14 protein-coding genes and 1 pseudogene are annotated in these 17,164 nt (G+C 41.4%); 10 read left to right on the top strand and 5 right to left on the bottom strand.

Annotation, left to right across the window (positions count from 1 at the left end):
- Positions 1-44: 44 nt before the first annotated feature.
- Entirely contained in the window at positions 45-1,679 is a 1,635-nt protein-coding gene (locus tag HC643_RS10310; RefSeq protein ID WP_038075024.1) for an alpha-D-glucose phosphate-specific phosphoglucomutase, read from the bottom strand.
- Between the two features lie 235 nt (positions 1,680-1,914).
- On the opposite strand from HC643_RS10310, the gene HC643_RS10305 reads away from it, so the two are divergent.
- The 6 genes from HC643_RS10305 (at position 1,915) to HC643_RS10280 (ending at position 7,232) form a co-directional block, all read left to right on the top strand.
- Complete coding sequence (locus HC643_RS10305; protein WP_038075021.1) at positions 1,915-2,592, top strand: response regulator transcription factor; 678 nt, start codon at positions 1,915-1,917, stop codon at positions 2,590-2,592.
- A gap of 61 nt (positions 2,593-2,653) precedes the next feature.
- Positions 2,654-3,943 carry a sensor histidine kinase gene (locus HC643_RS10300; protein WP_038075033.1) on the top strand — a complete coding sequence of 430 codons (1,290 nt, stop codon included), beginning with the start codon at positions 2,654-2,656 and terminating at the stop codon, positions 3,941-3,943.
- A 117-nt stretch (positions 3,944-4,060) separates the two neighbouring features.
- Entirely contained in the window at positions 4,061-4,228 is a 168-nt protein-coding gene (locus HC643_RS10295; protein ID WP_202048602.1) for a hypothetical protein, read from the top strand.
- 167 nt (positions 4,229-4,395) lie between these two features.
- The gene (locus HC643_RS10290) at positions 4,396-5,661 is read left to right on the top strand and encodes a M28 family peptidase (protein WP_050046156.1); all 1,266 of its coding nucleotides are present in this window, start codon (positions 4,396-4,398) and stop codon (positions 5,659-5,661) included.
- A 58-nt stretch (positions 5,662-5,719) separates the two neighbouring features.
- On the top strand, positions 5,720-6,481 hold the full coding sequence (locus HC643_RS10285) for a trypsin-like peptidase domain-containing protein (protein ID WP_038086969.1): 762 nt from the start codon (positions 5,720-5,722) through the stop codon (positions 6,479-6,481).
- Positions 6,482-6,629: 148 nt separating this feature from the next.
- On the top strand, positions 6,630-7,232 hold the full coding sequence (locus HC643_RS10280) for a Uma2 family endonuclease (protein ID WP_038086973.1): 603 nt from the start codon (positions 6,630-6,632) through the stop codon (positions 7,230-7,232).
- A gap of 163 nt (positions 7,233-7,395) precedes the next feature.
- On the opposite strand, the gene HC643_RS10275 is transcribed toward HC643_RS10280, so the two are convergent.
- Genes HC643_RS10275 through HC643_RS10265 form a run of 3 tightly spaced genes read right to left on the bottom strand, consistent with a single transcriptional unit; the run spans position 7,396 to position 9,038 of the window.
- Entirely contained in the window at positions 7,396-7,872 is a 477-nt protein-coding gene (locus HC643_RS10275) for an IS607 family transposase (RefSeq protein ID WP_038087101.1), read from the bottom strand.
- 53 nt (positions 7,873-7,925) lie between these two features.
- Positions 7,926-8,093, bottom strand: a complete 168-nt coding sequence (locus HC643_RS10270) for a type II toxin-antitoxin system antitoxin (RefSeq protein ID WP_167844652.1) — start codon at positions 8,091-8,093, stop codon at positions 7,926-7,928.
- Between the two features lie 3 nt (positions 8,094-8,096).
- Complete coding sequence (locus tag HC643_RS10265) at positions 8,097-9,038, bottom strand: SPFH domain-containing protein (protein WP_038086976.1); 942 nt, start codon at positions 9,036-9,038, stop codon at positions 8,097-8,099.
- A 113-nt stretch (positions 9,039-9,151) separates the two neighbouring features.
- Here HC643_RS10265 and HC643_RS10260 point away from each other — a divergent pair, with 113 nt between their 5' ends.
- The 4 genes and pseudogenes from HC643_RS10260 to HC643_RS42540 form a co-directional block, all read left to right on the top strand.
- Positions 9,152-9,418, top strand: a complete 267-nt coding sequence (locus tag HC643_RS10260; protein ID WP_050046157.1) for a hypothetical protein — start codon at positions 9,152-9,154, stop codon at positions 9,416-9,418.
- A gap of 31 nt (positions 9,419-9,449) precedes the next feature.
- Complete coding sequence (locus HC643_RS10255; protein WP_038086978.1) at positions 9,450-10,109, top strand: glutathione S-transferase family protein; 660 nt, start codon at positions 9,450-9,452, stop codon at positions 10,107-10,109.
- 42 nt (positions 10,110-10,151) lie between these two features.
- Positions 10,152-10,889 carry a class I SAM-dependent methyltransferase gene (locus tag HC643_RS10250; protein WP_038086980.1) on the top strand — a complete coding sequence of 246 codons (738 nt, stop codon included), beginning with the start codon at positions 10,152-10,154 and terminating at the stop codon, positions 10,887-10,889.
- Between the two features lie 72 nt (positions 10,890-10,961).
- A pseudogene (locus tag HC643_RS42540) lies at positions 10,962-11,084 on the top strand (ISH3 family transposase); the annotation flags it as partial.
- Positions 11,085-11,232: 148 nt separating this feature from the next.
- On the opposite strand, the gene HC643_RS10245 reads toward HC643_RS42540, so the two are convergent.
- Positions 11,233-16,644 (bottom strand): trifunctional serine/threonine-protein kinase/ATP-binding protein/sensor histidine kinase, encoded by a 5,412-nt coding sequence (locus HC643_RS10245; protein WP_038086984.1) that lies wholly within the window; start codon positions 16,642-16,644, stop codon positions 11,233-11,235.
- Positions 16,645-17,164 lie beyond the last annotated feature (520 nt).

The following is a 17,164-nucleotide window of genomic DNA, read 5'->3' as shown; positions in this document are numbered from 1 at the left end:
AGACATGGAAGAAAGTCCTCCTTGTCTCCCTTCTCCCGAGTTCATCAAGTAATCACAGTTGGCTTGTCCATTCCTGTCAAAGTACGGATTTGGGCAATTTCATCCGCTATAGCAATCAACTCTGCTAGAGCTTCTTGGGGATCTAGGTTCTGTTTTGCTAAGTTTGATTCGTAACTTTCTAGATAAACCCTTAAGGTTGCTCCCTGCGTACCCGTTCCAGAGAGACGGAAGACAATCCGCGAACCATCGGTGAAGCCAATGCGAACGCCCTGCTTCTGGCTGACACTGCCATCGATTGGATCTGTATAGCTGAAGTCGTCTCCGTATTCTACTTCATAAGCACCAAAACGCTTTCCTTTGAGGTTTGGTACGCTAGAACGCAAATTGGTTATGAGCGTGTTGGCGCGATCGCTATCCACTTCTTCATAATCATGGCGCGAGTAGTAATTGCGACCGTAGATTCTCCAGTGTTCTTTGACAATCTCCTCAACTGACTGTTGGCGAACTGCTAAAATATTCAGCCAGAACAAAACCGCCCACAACCCATCTTTTTCGCGAATGTGGTTGGAACCGGTACCAAAACTTTCTTCTCCACACAAGGTGGCTCGACCTGCATCTAGCAAGTTGCCAAAGAATTTCCAACCCGTTGGCGTTTCATAGCAATCTATGCCGAGATGTTTTGCCACCTTATCTGGTGCTTGACTTGTAGGCATAGAACGGGCAATTCCAGCAAGACCGGAACTATACCCTGGAACTAATTTAGCATTTGCTGCGAGTATTGCTAGGCTATCGCTAGGAGTCACAAAGAAGTTGCGACCGAGAATCATGTTGCGATCGCCATCTCCATCTGATGCTGCACCGAAATCAGGAGCATTGTCTCCAAACAGGATTTCCACTAGATCGTGAGCGTAGACTAAGTTAGGGTCTGGGTGTCCGCCGCCAAAATCTTCCAAAGGCTTGCCATTCTGCACTGTTCCTTTTGGTGCGCCCAAATGCTCCTCAAAAATCTTGTGAGCATAGGGACCCGTAACTGCGTGGAGTGAGTCCACACACATCCGGAATTGCCCGTTAGTTATTAGCGCCCGGATGCGGTCAAAATCAAATAAAGACTGCATTAATTCTGTATAATCTGTTACAGAATCAATCACCTGCACCACCATTTCACCTAATTTTGTTTCTCCTAATGTATCAATATCTACATCAGAAGCTTCCAAAATTTTATAACTATCGATCTCTTTAGTACGAGCATAGATAGCTTCTGTGACCTTTTCCGGTGCAGGACCGCCATTATCAATGTTATACTTTATGCCAAAATCCCCTTCTGGTCCGCCGGGGTTGTGGCTTGCAGAGAGAATAATCCCGCCAAAAGTGCCATACTTCCGAATAATAGCAGAGGTAGCCGGGGTAGAAAGAATACCGCCTTGACCGACCATCACTCTCCCAAAACCATTGGCGGATGCCATTTTGAGTATGGTTTGAATTGCCTGACGATTGTAGTAGCGACCATCGCCACCTAAAACCAGAGTTTGACCTTGATATCCTTGCAGACTATCAAATATGGATTGAACAAAGTTTTCCAAGTAATGAGGCTTTTGAAAGACAGTTACTTTCTTTCGCAACCCAGATGTACCTGGTTTCTGGTCGGTAAACGGCTGAGTGGGTGCTGTTTTAATAACCATAGCAATGTTAGAGTCAGAGATCGCCAAAGGACATGCTTTTTATCGTATCGCTACTTAATGCAGTTACATTCACTACAATTGAGATTCGGCAGATACGATTCAAAAATGTTATATTTTGGAACAAAAAGATAGTGCCGTACAGTCCCTGCCTTTAAATACTGGCAACCTTCACCGTCACAAACCCTTGCCGTGTAAAAATTTCAGCAAATTGTGGTAGAAACACATAGCTATTTTTATGTTAATCCTTTTAGTTGAAGATGACTTAGCTCAATTAGAACCTTTGCGAGCTGCACTTATTAAAGCAGGACATACTGTTGATGGTATAGAAGATGGAGAAACAGCCCAGTGGCTTTTATCTCAAAAAGATTATGACTTATTGATATTAGACTGGATGTTGCCAAAGGTAAGCGGTATCAATCTTTGCCAGGAATACCGACGGGCTGGAAAAACAGCTCCAGTATTAATGCTCACTGCCAAAGATAGTACTTCCGATAAAGTTTACGGTTTGGACTCTGGGGCTGACGATTACTTGGTCAAGCCAATAGATATTATAGAATTGTTAGCCCGAGTACGAGCATTACGAAGACGTTCTCCATTGTGGAATGGCGATCGCCTGACACTTGCAGATTTACATTTAGATTTAAACAATTTAACTATTGAGCGCAATCAAGCCAGTACCCAGTTATCCGGGCGCGAGTTTCAACTGATGGAGTATTTGATGCGCCATCCCCGCCAGATTCTATCCCACACTCAAATTGAACAAGCATTGTGGGGATGGGGGACAGAACCAGAAAGTAACGCAGTCACCACTTTGGTACGTCGGTTGCGACAGCGCTTGCAAATTATTGACGCTAAGGACTGGCTAGAAAGCGTCTATGGTGTGGGGTATCGCCTTAATGTTCCTGAAAATTAGAAAGATAAGAAAGATAAGAGAGCTTCTCCCTAGTCCCCCTAGTCCCCTTAGTCCCCCTATTATGTTTGCTCGCAGCCGTCGCAATCTTGCATATTTGTTCACCATATCGATGGGGAGTATTCTTGTCGCCTTTACTGCTATAGCTTATTACTTGGTTGTTCAACAGCAACTACAGGCTTTTGATGAAAGGCTTTACTCTACAAGTAAAACACTTGTCAGGGGTATACAATACCCCACATATAATCAACGATGGCAGTACAAGCAAAAAGAAGTTCCCATGTTTGGTGATACTTTACCACCCGTTAACAGTGATATTGTTTATGTACGTTTGTATAATTATGAGAAAGAACTGATATACGCGCCCGGTATCGCACGTTCGGTAAGACCGAGCGCGACTCCTGGTTTTCAAACCATCAAAATTACTAGCAACCGATCTAGAATAACTCCCTACCAAGAGTGGGTTCGAGAAATTACGTTACCTATTACACAGAATGAAAATGTAATTGGATACATTCAAGTCGCTGTTCCTCTAACACCTCTACGTCATAGCTTAAACAAGGCAAGGTTATTTTTGACACTAGGCGTTCCCGTAAGTTTAGCATTAGTAGGTATAACTGGGTGGTTTTTAGGAGGGCTTGCGATGCAACCCGCTCTTCGAGCCTACGAACAACTACAGCGCTTTACAGCGGATGCATCCCATGAATTGCGTGCTCCTGTTGCTGCTATTTTAAGTAATGCACAAGTGGCTCTCATGCCTCCACAAGATGAAGCAGAGCAGCTTTATCGTTTGGAAAATATCGTTGAGATTGCTAAATCAATGAGCTCTCTCATCAACAATCTATTGTTTCTCGCTCGCCAAGACAGACCCCTAGATATTACCAAACTCAAGACTATCGATATTGTTGAACTCCTACAAACACTGGCAAAAGAATATCAGAAACAAGCCACAGCACAAAATCTCAACTTTACCGTTCAACTACCCCAACAACCCGTATATCTTAAAGTGGATGCAGATTTATTAAAACAGGCTGTTGTCAATTTACTCAACAATGCCTTGAAATACACTCTTGAAGGGGGTATAGTAACGCTAAGGCTGCTGACACCACCCCATCGGGTTATTCTTCAGGTAGAAGATACCGGTATTGGTATTCCAGAAGAAGATTTATCCCATATTTTTGAACGGTTCTACCGAGTCGATACAGTGCGATCGCGTCAAACAGGTGGTTTTGGGTTAGGATTGGCAATTGCCCAGCAAATTGTACAAGCGCATCAAGGAAACCTCACAGTTAAGAGCATCTTCGGTCAAGGTTCCGTATTTGAGATAGAAATTCCGCTCAAAGGGAAGAGTTAGTGGTTAGTGATTGATGGTTAGTAGCTACTAACAACTATCCCAATTGACATTTTTTTGTCATACTTGCCCATCATACTAAAAAATAACAAGCAACTTAACCCAGAACTTAATACTCCCATGAACTATCAGCAACAAGACAACGAAGCAACGATCAAAAAAGCGTTCTTGCATACTGCACTCACCGCAGCAACAATTGCGAACTTTCTAGCTGTAGAGACTGTAAACGCTAGCACTCATCACGGCGGGAGTCAGTACAACAGTCGGCAAACTAAGAATAAAGGATAAACGATGAAGGATGAAGGATGAAGTATAGCGCATAAACCAATCGGAGGCTGAATATGTTTTGCTCGAAACTACATTGTTCAAGGATTTTCTGAAGGTTAGTAGCCCTTATTCAATCAGGGTCAAAATCTCAAGTTTTACCCTTTATCCTTTATCCTTCATACTTTTAAATGATTGCGTTCAACAATATCCAAAAAAAACCCTGGTTAAAAATTGCACTGATGGGTGCTTTAATTTGGCTTCCTACAGCCTGTGGAGTCCGCTCCAATAGTGTTGGGGAAATTATTGTCTCTCCATCGGTTGCACAAACGACAAACTCCAACCGAACTCTTGCAGATGTAGAAGCTCTAGTGAATTTAGGTCCAAGAGTCGCTGGTACACCAGTGATGGAAAAAGCTAGCTCTTACCTTGTGGATGAGTATCGTAAAGCAGGTTATGTAACAGAAGTTCAAACTTTTACTTATTCTAAGTTTCAAGATAATGGTTCTAATCTGACAATTAATGGAGAGACTATCAAGGGAATAGCGCTCAATGGCACAATCCCCGGAAACTTAAATGCTCCACTTATCGCAGTTCCTAACTTTGGACGAAAAGCTGATTTTGCCGCAGTTAATGTCACTGGAGCAATTGCCATCGTGCAACGCGGAGAAATTCGCTTCTCAGAAAAAGCAAAAAATGCCTTGGCGGCTGGAGCGGTGGGTTTAGTTATTGTCAATAATAAATCGGGCGATGTATATGGGAGCTTGGCAGAGGAAGTCAAAATTCCAGTGCTGGCGATTTCACGAGAGAAAGGCGATCGCATACTTCAACAAGTACAAAGAGTAGCACAAAATGCCAGTTTAAAAGTTGATGCTCAAAAGCGTAATGTTACCGGACGCAATGTTATTGCCCATCTTGAAGGCGTAACTCAACCAAAAATTCTTCTTGGTGCTCACTACGACTCCGTAGCTGGTTCACCGGGTGCAAACGATAATGCTTCAGGAACAGCAGTTTTATTATCTCTTGCTCGTAATATGTCAAAGACGCAAACTGCTCGTCAAGCCTGGTTTGTAGCTTTTGATGGCGAGGAAGATGGACTCCAAGGAGCGCGAGCTTTTGTCAAGACAGCCAAACCGCAGTTTCTTTCAGACTTAAAAGCCATGATGAACTTCGATATGGTTGGAGTTAACAATCAACTAGGTATTGGTGGTAGCTCTTCCCTAACAAAATTTGCCCAAAAAATGAAGCCAGGAATAAAAATCTTTGGTTCTAGCGATGGTAGCGACCATGCAGCGTTTGCTAGCAAAAATGTACCAATTCTTTTCTTCTACCGAGGACAAGAACCAAACTACCACACACCCAATGATAAGAAAGTCAATCCAAAATTACTAGACGAAACAACGCAAGCAGGTTTAGACATTATCCAACAAATTCTCAACGCAACAACTAGCAATTAGCCATTAGCAATTAGCAATTAGCAATTAGCAATTAGCAATTAGCAATTAACAATTAACAATGAAAAAACAATTATCTAACTTATCCCTCGTATCTTTTGGAGCATTAACAGCTATTTTAGGCGCACATTTCATGCCCACAAATCCAGTTCTTTCCGAACCTACATCAATTGCTGCTGCTCCTACAAGCATTGTAGAAAATAACTTTGTTTCTAATGCCGTTGAAAGAACTGGACCCGCAGTCGTGCGGATAGACTCCACCCGCACTGTGAGAAGCCGATATTATGGTAGGCGCGTAGCACAAGGAACGGGTTCGGGATTTATTATTCGATCCAACGGTCTGATTCTGACCAACGCTCACGTTATTGATGGTGCAGACACGGTAAAGGTAACACTCAAAGATGGTCGAAGTTTCACAGGTAGAGTGTTAGGGGAAGATAGAACAACAGATGTTGCTGTGATTAAAATTCAGTCGAATAATCTCCCGACTGTTAGTATTGGTAATTCCGATCAACTGAAACCGGGGGAATGGGCGATCGCAATTGGCAATCCTTTAGGTTTGGATAACACCGTGACGGTTGGTATCATCAGTGCAACAGAGCGATCGAGCCGTGCGGTGGGTGCGGGAAATAGAGGAGTTGGGTTTATTCAGACGGATGCTGCTATTAACCCCGGTAACTCTGGCGGACCATTACTCAATCAACGCGGACAAGTCATTGGGATGAATACCGCCATCATTCAAGGTGCTCAAGGGCTGGGCTTTGCCATTCCCATTAATACAGCCCAGCAAATTGCCAATCAATTGATTGCTCAAGCTAGTTAGTTACAAATTTCACCAGAGGTTCCCTACAAAAAGGGAACTTCTGAGTCCAAGCACTTTGCAAGACAAAGAGTCCATTTTGGGATAGCCCTCCTCGAATGCATAAGGTAGCATATACTTGCATAACGAATAACAGCATGAGGGATAAAGAATGACGACGCTATTAATTCAAACCCAAAGCGTCCCACTGACGGTTAATATTCCTTCTATCAAATCGATGACTGTTGAACAGTTCTACGAATTCTGTCAAGCAAATCGCGATTTAAGAATTGAGCGTAATGTCAGTGGGGAAGTTATCATTATGCCACCAGCTTTTTCAGATACAGGTAATCGCAACTTCAAGATTGCCGTACAACTGGGGAATTGGGCAGAACAAGATGGAACAGGCGAGTCCTTTGACTCCAGTGCTGGCTTTACCCTTCCCAATGGGGCAACTCGCTCCCCCGATGCCTCATGGATTAAACTAGAGCGATGGAATGCCCTGAGCGAAGAACAAAAAGCTTCATTTGCTCCGATTTGCCCAGATTTCGTGATTGAGTTACGCTCTAAGAGCGATACCCTCAATGAATTGCAATCCAAAATGCAGGAATACATTGACAATGGTGCATCATTAGGCTGGTTAATCGATCGCAAAAACCGCAAAGTCTACACCTACCGCCCCAATCAAGAACCAGAAATCTTGGATAATCCCGAAACAGTGAGCGGCGAACCAGTGCTACCGGGATTTGTCTTGCGGATGGCAAAAATTTGGTAATAGAGAATTCGCACAACTGCGATTTGCATATTCTGCAAAACCTTATGCCTTACCTGACGCGACTTACTCTTTCTCTGATTTCTGCTCCGAAAAACTTACCTAAACTTCCTCAAACTTGTTGATTCGTTTAGCGTTTCCTTCCTGCTTCAACCAAGGTAGACGGCTACTTCTTGTCCACAACAATAATATTGCCTCCACCCCACAGTACAATCTGCTCAACCAAATCGAACCCAAACCTACATAACCTATCTTTGTGTGCTACATACAAGCTTTTTAATTCACCTGCAATCGCCCATTGAATAATTTGCAGAAATTTTGGACGCTTGAAGTTTAATCCTCCTCCAATCTCCTGCATTGTTTGTGTCACAGAAACACCTTGAGCCAAGCAAAAGCTTTCCATTGCTTTTACTTGGCTCAGTAAATCTTCTTTTTGGTTGTTTGATGAGACTCGGCAGTATATAACAACCCTGGTTGGGTATTTACCTGACTTCAAACTTTTAGCTATTGCTAAATGGGATTCATTATAAATTCGTTGATTACCTAATGTTCTTTCTGGGATTAACTTACCCTCCTCTTCCCACCGTCTTAATGTAGATGGCGAAATCCCCACTAAATCACCAAACTCAGATACTTTCCACATAAACTTACTCACTCTAGTTAGCTATGAATAAGTTTAGATAAGAATTTGGCTATTTATTCAAGCTCCTTGTCCTCCTTCCAGCGTCCCCCCTTCTTCACAGCTTCAGTTAACAGATACTCAATTTGTGCATTCACGCTTCTCAGTTCATCTGCTGACCATTTCTCCAACATCTCGTAAAGTTTTTCATCCAGACGTAACAAGAATCGTTTTTTTTGTCCCATTTCTTAGTTATAAAGCGTTCCAGCATTGATAACGGGTTGAGCGGTTTGCTCGGAGGTTAAAACAACCAACAGATTATTAATCATTGAAGCTTTGCGCTCGTCGTCCAAATCAATCATTTGTTCGCGACTGAGACGATTCAACGCTTCATTCACCATCCCCACTGCACCCTCGACAATCTGCCGTCGCGCATCAATTAAGGCTTTCGCTTGCTGTCTTCGCAACATCATTTGAGCAATTTCTGGTGCATAGGCAAGGTGCGAGAGCCGTGCTTCAATCACTTCTACACCTGTCATTTCCAAACGGGCTTGGAGTTCTTTTTGTAAAGCGTGAGCGATTTCATCGGGAATTCCCCGTAGGGAAGGCGTTTCTGTTTCATCTGGAGCGTCGTAGGGATATCGTATGGCTAAAGACCGAATGGCTGTTTCACTCTGAATAGCAACAAATTCTTCACAGTCATCCACTGCAAACTTTGACTTAGCTGAATCAAAAACTTGCCAGACAACAACCGCCGCAATTTCAATCGGACTCCCTTCAGCATCGTTAACTTTAATGATTTTGCTATTGAAGTTGCGAACTCGCAGCGAAATCTTTTGTTTGCTAGCAAAGGGATTTGTCCACCAAAAGCCAGATTCCCGGACGGTTCCCATGTATTTCCCAAACAGCACCAACACCACTGCTTGGTTGGGCTCAACACTAAAGAAGCCTGACAGCGATGGGACGATAACAACCAGGAGTGTAGCCGTCAACCAAGCAAGAAACTCTGCAGCACTATCCTCACTACCGATGAAATCAGTAATTTTCAAGCCTCTTGCCAACAAAGCTTCCAGTCCCTGCACGCGAGACCAAAGATACCACCCTCCCACTAGCGTAAGCGCAACTACCACAGCAAGCATGATGAAGCCGTTGACCTTGAACGCTGGAAATTCCTTGATTTTCTGTTCCATAGTTTTTATCAAATCAAATTTATATCAAAATGATATCATATTAGTATTAAGTCTCCAAAAGTACCAAACCTGCTAGTAAGATTGATGTCATAATTGTATAAATTTATGCATAATTGCGGGCGATCGCGCTTCTGCTCTCTGCAATCTGCCTTGCCCGAAGGGCTGGTCAAGAAACTTATTGCTATCCCGTCAATCAAAAACGAGTTTCTAGAGATCCTGCCTATCACCCTCGTGCTTACACTGATAGCTACCGCCAGGGACTTGCTAGTGGCCGAAAAGAGGAAGCTTACAAACCACGTACCTCTGGTGGTGAATTTGCTCGCGGTTTTGAGGACGGTTACTTTGGTAACCCATGGTTCTACACGCACTATCCGCTATGATGACTGAGGAATTTCCAACAAATCAATCTATATGACACAACTAACGCTGGTCATCGGCAACAAAAACTATTCGTCTTGGTCATTGCGTCCCTGGTTGGCTATGAGGCAATTCGGATTGGAGTTTAACGAAATTCGCATTCCTCTTGACACACCAGAGACGGCAGCACAAATGCAGAAATACTCTCCAACAAGAAGAGTTCCAGTGTTAATGCATGGAGATTTGACCGTGTGGGATTCTCTTGCCATCTGTGAATATTTGGCAGAAGAGTATCCCAATCTGCATTTATGGCCTCAAAAAAAAGCTGCACGAGCAATAGCCCGTTGTATCTGTGCGGAAATGCACTCCGGTTTTCCAAACTTACGGCAAAAGATGCCAATGAATTGTCGGAGTCGATTTCCTGGCAAGGGAATGACTTCTGAAGTGCTAAAGGATATTGACAGAATTAACAATATCTGGCGGGAATGCCGTCAAAATTTTGGAGCAGGGGGAAATATGCTGTTTGGCAACTTTACCATTGCTGATGCTATGTATGCTCCTGTCGTTTCGCGCTTCATAACTTACGGTGTGGAGTTAGATGCTGTTTGCAAAACCTATATGGAAGCCGTGTTAGCCCTACCTGCAATGCAGGAGTGGCTGAAAGCGGCTTCATTTGAGACGGAAATTATTCATGCTGAGGAGATTTATCAATAAGGATGAAACAAGGAATGAGATAATCAAACAAAGTGTAAGACTATGGACATTTTTTTTGAGATTTATAAAGACTTGCCGAGACAAGGACCGGGTAATAACGAATCAACTCGAAAGATGTTTTCACTGCTAACAGATTTACCACCCAGTCCATCTATTTTAGATGTTGGCTGTGGAACTGGTATGCAAACCATTGAATTAGCTAAATTGATAGATGGTAACATCACAGCTGTAGATAACCATCAACCCTATTTAGAACAATTAAACAACCAAGCTCTTGCTCAAGGATTGTCAGAGAAAGTTTTGACTGTTAATGCATCAATGTTTTCTCTGGAGTTTGAAGAGAAAAGTTTTGACGTTATTTGGTCAGAAGGTGCTATTTATATTATTGGTTTTGAAAAGGGGCTTCAAACTTGGCAGCCTCTTTTAAAAGCTAAAGGGTATTTGGTAGTATCGGAAATTTCTTGGTTGAAGTCCAATCCTCCTATTGAAGTTCAGAAATATTGGCAAGCTAATTATCCCAATATACAAACAATTGAAAGCAATCTGAGGATTGTGGAAGATTTAGGATACACAAAAGTTGGACATTTTGTTCTTCCTGAGTCTGGATGGTGGGATAGTTACTATACACCTTTAGAAACAAGAATAAGGTTGTTACGAGAGCAATACAAAGACAATGAAGCAATGAATAAGGAATTAGATAACTCTTTATTAGAAATAAAATTTTATCGCAAGTATTCTGACTGGTATGGATATGTTTTTTATTTAATACAAGTTCCTTAACTTGTGTTGGCAATTCTGTAAAATAAATCCCCAATCTGAATCTTTCCTTTAATGCCAACAGTTATACGACAAGGACAACAGAAAATTGACATCGACTTTAATTTAATTCCATATTATGGTGAGCCATCACCATTAGAAGCACCATATATTTATAGAAGTCAAGCGAAAAATGGTACTTGTTCTTTCTATGCTTATATTTTTAGAGATAGCCAAAGTTTTCGGTCTACTGACATTACCGAGAGCGCACTTTGAAAAACTTGAAGAAAAAAGCTCAGGCTCTTGGTTTAGAACTCATTCCTATTTCCCACTCCACCGAATGTGTTTCTTGAGAGTTAACAAGAAGTTACCGAATAGGAAGAATAATCTCAAATTCTGTTTGCTCTGATGGCTGAGATCGCACAGTTAAAGTACCGCCATGTTGTTGGATAATCGAATAGCTAACAAATAAACCCAGACCAGCACCACGACCGATGGGTTTTGTCGTAAAGAATGGGTCAAAAATACGTTCTTGAAGGCTTTTAGGAATCGTACTATCTGTATTAGAAATGGCAATTCGTAACCGTTCGGTATCCATAACTTTAGTGCGTATCTGAATTTGTGGGTTTTCACTACGTTTAGGATTATCTCGAATGGCATCAATCGCATTATTGATGATATTTAGGAAAACTTGATTCAACTGGCTAGGAGAACAAGTCACCAGAGGTAGGTTGCCATACTCCTTAACCACACGGACTTCAGGTTGATTTTCAGAGGCTTGCAAGCGATGTTGCAAAATTAACAATGTACTTTCAATGCCACTGTGTAAGTTTACAGCTTTCAATTCTGCTTCATCCAAGCGAGAAAAGTTGCGTAAACTCAAGACAATCTGACTGATGCGATCGCTGCCTACTTTCATTGATTCTAAAATTTGATTAACATCCTCAAACAGAAAATTCAGGTCAATTTCTTCCTTCTTAGCTTGAATAACTACACTAGGTTGGGGATATTCTTGGTGATACAATGTCAACAAACTCATCATGTCTGCAATATAACTTTTTGTATGGGTGATATTACCCTTGATAAAATTGACTGGATTGTTAATTTCATGAGCAATACCAGCTACGAGTTGTCCTATTGATGACATTTTCTCGCTGTGTATCAATTGCGCTTGAGTTTGTTGCAATTTTTTCAAGGTTTGCTCTAAATCTTGGGCTTTTTGGTTAAGAGCGTGGGTTTTTAGCTCTACCTCTGCTTCTAGAGTATGGGAATAGTTTTCGATTTGTTGATACAAACGGGCATTTTCTACAGAGATGGCGGCTTGGCTGGTGAGAAGTTGTAGAATCTCGATGCGCTCGCTACTAAAAGCACCCACAGCTAAGTTATTTTCTAAGTATAAAATCCCGACGAGTTTTCCTTGGCGACTAATGGGAGTACACAAAACTGATTTGGGATGGTGAGTTATGACATAGCGATCGCCTGCAAATTGTGGTGAATCACTTAAGTTTTCAAACACAGCTGTTTGTTGAATCCGCGCTACTGTATAAATCAAACTCTGGGGGATTTCTTGGTATTCAGCCAGGGGAATTTCTAAAGTTTTTGCTTGTTCTCCATCGGCTTGAGCGACGGCTATCAATTGTTCGTCTCGGCAAAGGATGAAATGACCGATTTGTGCGCCGGCATTAGCGATGGCAATCTGCATTAAGGTTGTTAACAGCTTTTCTAATTCAATTTCTTGGGAGATGGCTTGTGCCGCTTTCATCACCGTGGGAAAATCTAACCATACATTTTGGTTGCTATTGCTTTTAGTTACACCTCGCATCACAGTTGAGGCGATGGTTCCTTCGGATGTAATGGCAAAGTTAGTCGGTTCCAGAATAGCTGCCAGTAGTTGCGGATATTGTTGTTCTAAATGGGCAACTTTCGCTTTTGCACCCCAACGGGCGTAGCAGTAGTAGGCTTCCTGCATATAGCCTGAGGCCACCTTTTCCTTACCCCAAGCCAGGTAAAACTTAGCAGCGAGTTCGTTAGCTAAAGCTTCTTCTTGGATATATTCGTTAGCTTTAGCTCCAGAGATAGCCTTGTCGTATAGCTCAATAGCTTCTGTTTTCTGTCCTAATACCCGACATTTTTCGGCAGCAACCAAATCAACCTTGTGTTGATGATTCATAGGCGCGTAATTCGCCCAGTGCTGTAATTTATTTTGGTTTTGTTCCACGCGCTCGAAAACCTCTAAAGTCTCCTTTGATTCTGAATTTAAAAGTGCTAGATCTGCTAAAGAATCATAGAAGTAAAACCCAGTTTCAGCAACATGTCCAGTAGTAGATATTAAATAGTGTCTGGCTTTAAAGGCATTGTTTTGAGCTGATTCAATTTCTCCGAATAGATAGCAAAGTATCAGTTTATAAAAATAGAATAAACACAATAGAAAATGATTATTCTCAGCCAATAACAAAGTCAGTAATTCAGATTCTTGGAAAGCTTCTCCAGAAAATGTACAAGGATGGGCTGCACCACCAAGTAAATTTAAAAGTAATTGCCCAAGAGACCGACATCCCTGAGCTGACGTTAATTGGTTTAATTGCAGCAACCCATCACAATAAGTACGAGTCTCTTGTTCCAAGGTTACAAGAGGGTGACCGCACCAAAAAGAGTGGAGACAAAAACTGTAGATGCTATATCCTGCATACTCGTAATTTCCAACTTCTAGAGCAATTGTATAAGCCTCTTGCAGAAGTGAGAGGGTTTCTTTGAGGTGGAATTTGCGGTGTATGATAAATAATCCCGTCGTATGTAACACCACCGGCTTGATAGTTTTGGCATCGAGTTTGGAGACAACCTGAAGTGCCAATTGACCAAACTCGATCCCTGTTTTCACATCTTGCCGTATATTACAGCAAATGATGCCATAGCACGAATATGCAATGGCTGAAACGGATATATTCCCGTATTGAATAGATAGTTTGGCTGACAACAAAACCAATAATAGAAACAATAAAGGATCGGTGAAGTGCGCGACTGGTATGATGCTACTGATAATCTGCAAAATAGCGATTTTTTCTGCATCCGTCATCATCGGTAGGTTAATCAAATCCTGAATTTCCCTGCCTGCAATCAATTTTTCAACTTCTGCAATACTTTCTTGAATATCATTTTGTATAGGTGCTTGAGGAAAAGTTATTCCCAATTGTTGCAAAACTTTTTGAGCAATAGCAATGGCTTCAGTATTTTTCTTCCAGGAGACATTTGATTGAATCTTAATTCGATAAACATTGACCTGTTCTAATAAAGTTCGCGCTTGTTTAATGGTTGTCTCAATTAACTGTTCCATCGCCTCAAGATCACCGCATAAGCAAGCTAATTCAGCTGCTAATTCATGAAGTTCAAGAGTCATTTTATATCGCTGCTGCCAAGCATTTCCTCCTAGCAAAGCTAACCCGATATTGGCATATTCACGACCTGCTTGATAAGCAGTAGCAGTTCTGGCTTTATGACAGGCAATCAAATTAAGTTCGGCTAATTCATCTCGTTGTTTTTGTTCGGTAATTAAAGCAGTTCCATAGTTTAATTGATTGACTAGTTCAAAAATTCTGTCAACTCTTGACTCTGGGGATACTGTTTCGAGCAGTAGTTTTCCTATCTGGTAATGGGTTATTTGTTTTTGGTCATCAGCAATCAAAGAATAGGCAGCTTGTTGGACGCGATCGTGCAAAAATCGATAGGTTACATTTTCAATGTTGCTAGTATTTGCATCTACTCCATCAGAACTAAGATAAAATTTATACAATTGACTTTGCGGCAGAATTAGCCCTTCTTGTAAAGCCTTCCACAAAGCCGCCGCCGTATCTGTTTGCGAGCGCTCGCAAACAATACTCAAGGTTGCTAAGTCAAATTGATTGCCGATACAAGCAGCTAATTTCAGTATTTGTTGCGTTTCTTTTGGCAATTTCTGCAATTGCTGCGCCATAAACTCGACCACATCATCAGTGAGAGACAGCGTATTGATTTGAGCAATATCACATTCCCAATATCCTTGATTGCGATTGAAAGTAATCTGACCGTCTTCGTATAATGCTTTGAGAAACTGGGTGATAAAAAACGGATTTCCTTGAGTTTTGCGCTCAATTAATTGTGTCAGAGGACGCGCTCGCTGTGTCGTACAATGCAATGTATCTGCAATTAACTGATTTGTATCATTCAAGGCAAGAGGCGAAAGCGTAATTGTATTAACAGTCTTCTGGGCTTTCTTGAGTTCTGCCACCGTCAAGATGAATGGATGTGTCGGCGACACTTCATTGTCTCGATAAGCCCCCAACAAAAGTAAATAGCTGTTCTCCTGCATCAGGAGTTTAATTAACGCCAGCGAAGCTGAATCTGCCCACTGTAAATCATCCAGAAACATGACTAACGGATGTTCTTTTGTAGTAAAGACTGCAAGAAATTTTTGGAACAATAGATTAAAGCGATTTTGTGCCGCAGTTGGCGATATTTCTAACACAGAAGGTTGCTGACCAATAATTCGTTCTAGTTCGGGAATTACCTCAATCAAAATTTGTCCATTGTCGCCTACAGCTTGGAGAATCTTGGTTTTCCATTGTGCTAATTGTGCGTCTGATTCTGACAATAATTGTGTCATTAAATCTCGTAAGACTTGCACAAAAGCTGATAGAGGAATATTACGATTAAATTGGTCAAATTTTCCTTTGATGAAATACCCTTGCTGACGAGTAATTGGTTTGTGAACTTCATTGACTACCGCAGTTTTACCAATCCCTGAAAATCCTGCTACCAACATCATTTCAGATGTGCCGTTGGCGACGCGCTCAAAGGCATCGAGTAAAGTTTGGACTTCTGCTTCACGTCCATAAAGTTTTTCTTCGATCAGAAAGCGATCGTATACATCCCTCTGACCAATTTGAAAATTTATAATTTTACCAGTATCTTTAAGTTGAGATAAACAATTTTCTAAATCGTGTTTTAATCCTAAAGCACTCTGATATCTATCTTCGGCGTTTTTCGCCATTAATTTCATGACAATATCTGAAATTACCTGCGGAATATCTTCTCTATTACCTAATGCTTTTGGCATTTTGGCAATATGACAATGTACCAATTTTATCGGATCGTCACAAATAAATGGTAGCTCTTTTGTTAATAATTCATAGAATGTTACCCCCAGAGAATAAAAATCACTGCGGTAATCTATGCCTCGGTTCATCCTTCCAGTTTGTTCGGGTGAAATATAAGCGAGCGTTCCTTCTAAAATATTGGGACTTTTAATTTCTTGGGTTTCTTTAGGCAACAGAGAAGCGATACTAAAGTCGATGAGTTGAATTTGTTTTGTTTGGGGATGAATCAGAATGTTTGCCGGTTTGATGTCTTTGTGAATCACACAGTTTTGGTGTAAACCGTGGATAATATTGGTTAATTGGATAGCGATCGCTAAAAATTCACTCAAACACAGAGTAGTAGTTTTAATATATTCTCGTAAAGAAATTTCCCCTTTATCCTCCATTACTAAGATATAACCATTTCTGTAGGTTTCTAACGATAAAGGATGAATAATCCCAGGAATGTTAAGATTTTTGCTAATGGTGTATTGATTGCGAAATTGTAATAATTCGTTGAAGCTGGGATATTTAGATGTCAGAAGTTTAATGACTACTGCGAGCGGTTCTTGCTCTCGAATAGCTCGATATACTGAGGTTCTGGAGCCTGCATACAGTTGAGAGCTAATTTGATATCCGGGAATAAGAGGAATCTGGCTCGCAATAATCATTTATACTTAACCTTATGCTACAGTCTTATTTTTGCTTGTTAAAACTAGTATTCCCACAGAGTATCTTAGTTTTTAAGTAAATGCGGAAAATCAGTTTTCAACAGCAAAACATAAGCTGTTGTGCATTTTAGTTGGGTATTTACCCCTCTTCTGTTACTCTCCGAAAACATTTGCTATTTCTGAATTCTAGAGCTTTTGTATAACAAGCGATGTCTACGACGGGCTACGCCTACGTGCGATTCTTTTCTAATAACAAATACAACACCAATTTTTTTCTAATAGGGTAGTTTGTATTGATTGCCTCATGAGGCTTGTAGCAATCGCTTTTCCGGAAAGTGACAGAAGAAGGGTATGCAAGTGCGATGAATCTGCGTTTGGCTGCCCCTTTTAATTGTTGTGCAGTTTCTTTCAACAAGTGTTTAACTATACGTTTTTGTCACAAAAACGTAAAATCAAGCTTATTAGCCTGCGCAGGCAGGCTTTGTTTGTATAGCCTCACCCTTTTAGGGTGTAGGTGCAA

Source organism: Tolypothrix bouteillei VB521301, from assembly GCF_000760695.4.
Classification (GTDB): Bacteria; Cyanobacteriota; Cyanobacteriia; order Cyanobacteriales; family Nostocaceae; genus Scytonema; species Scytonema bouteillei_A.
This window is presented reverse-complemented; position numbering and strand designations above follow the sequence as displayed.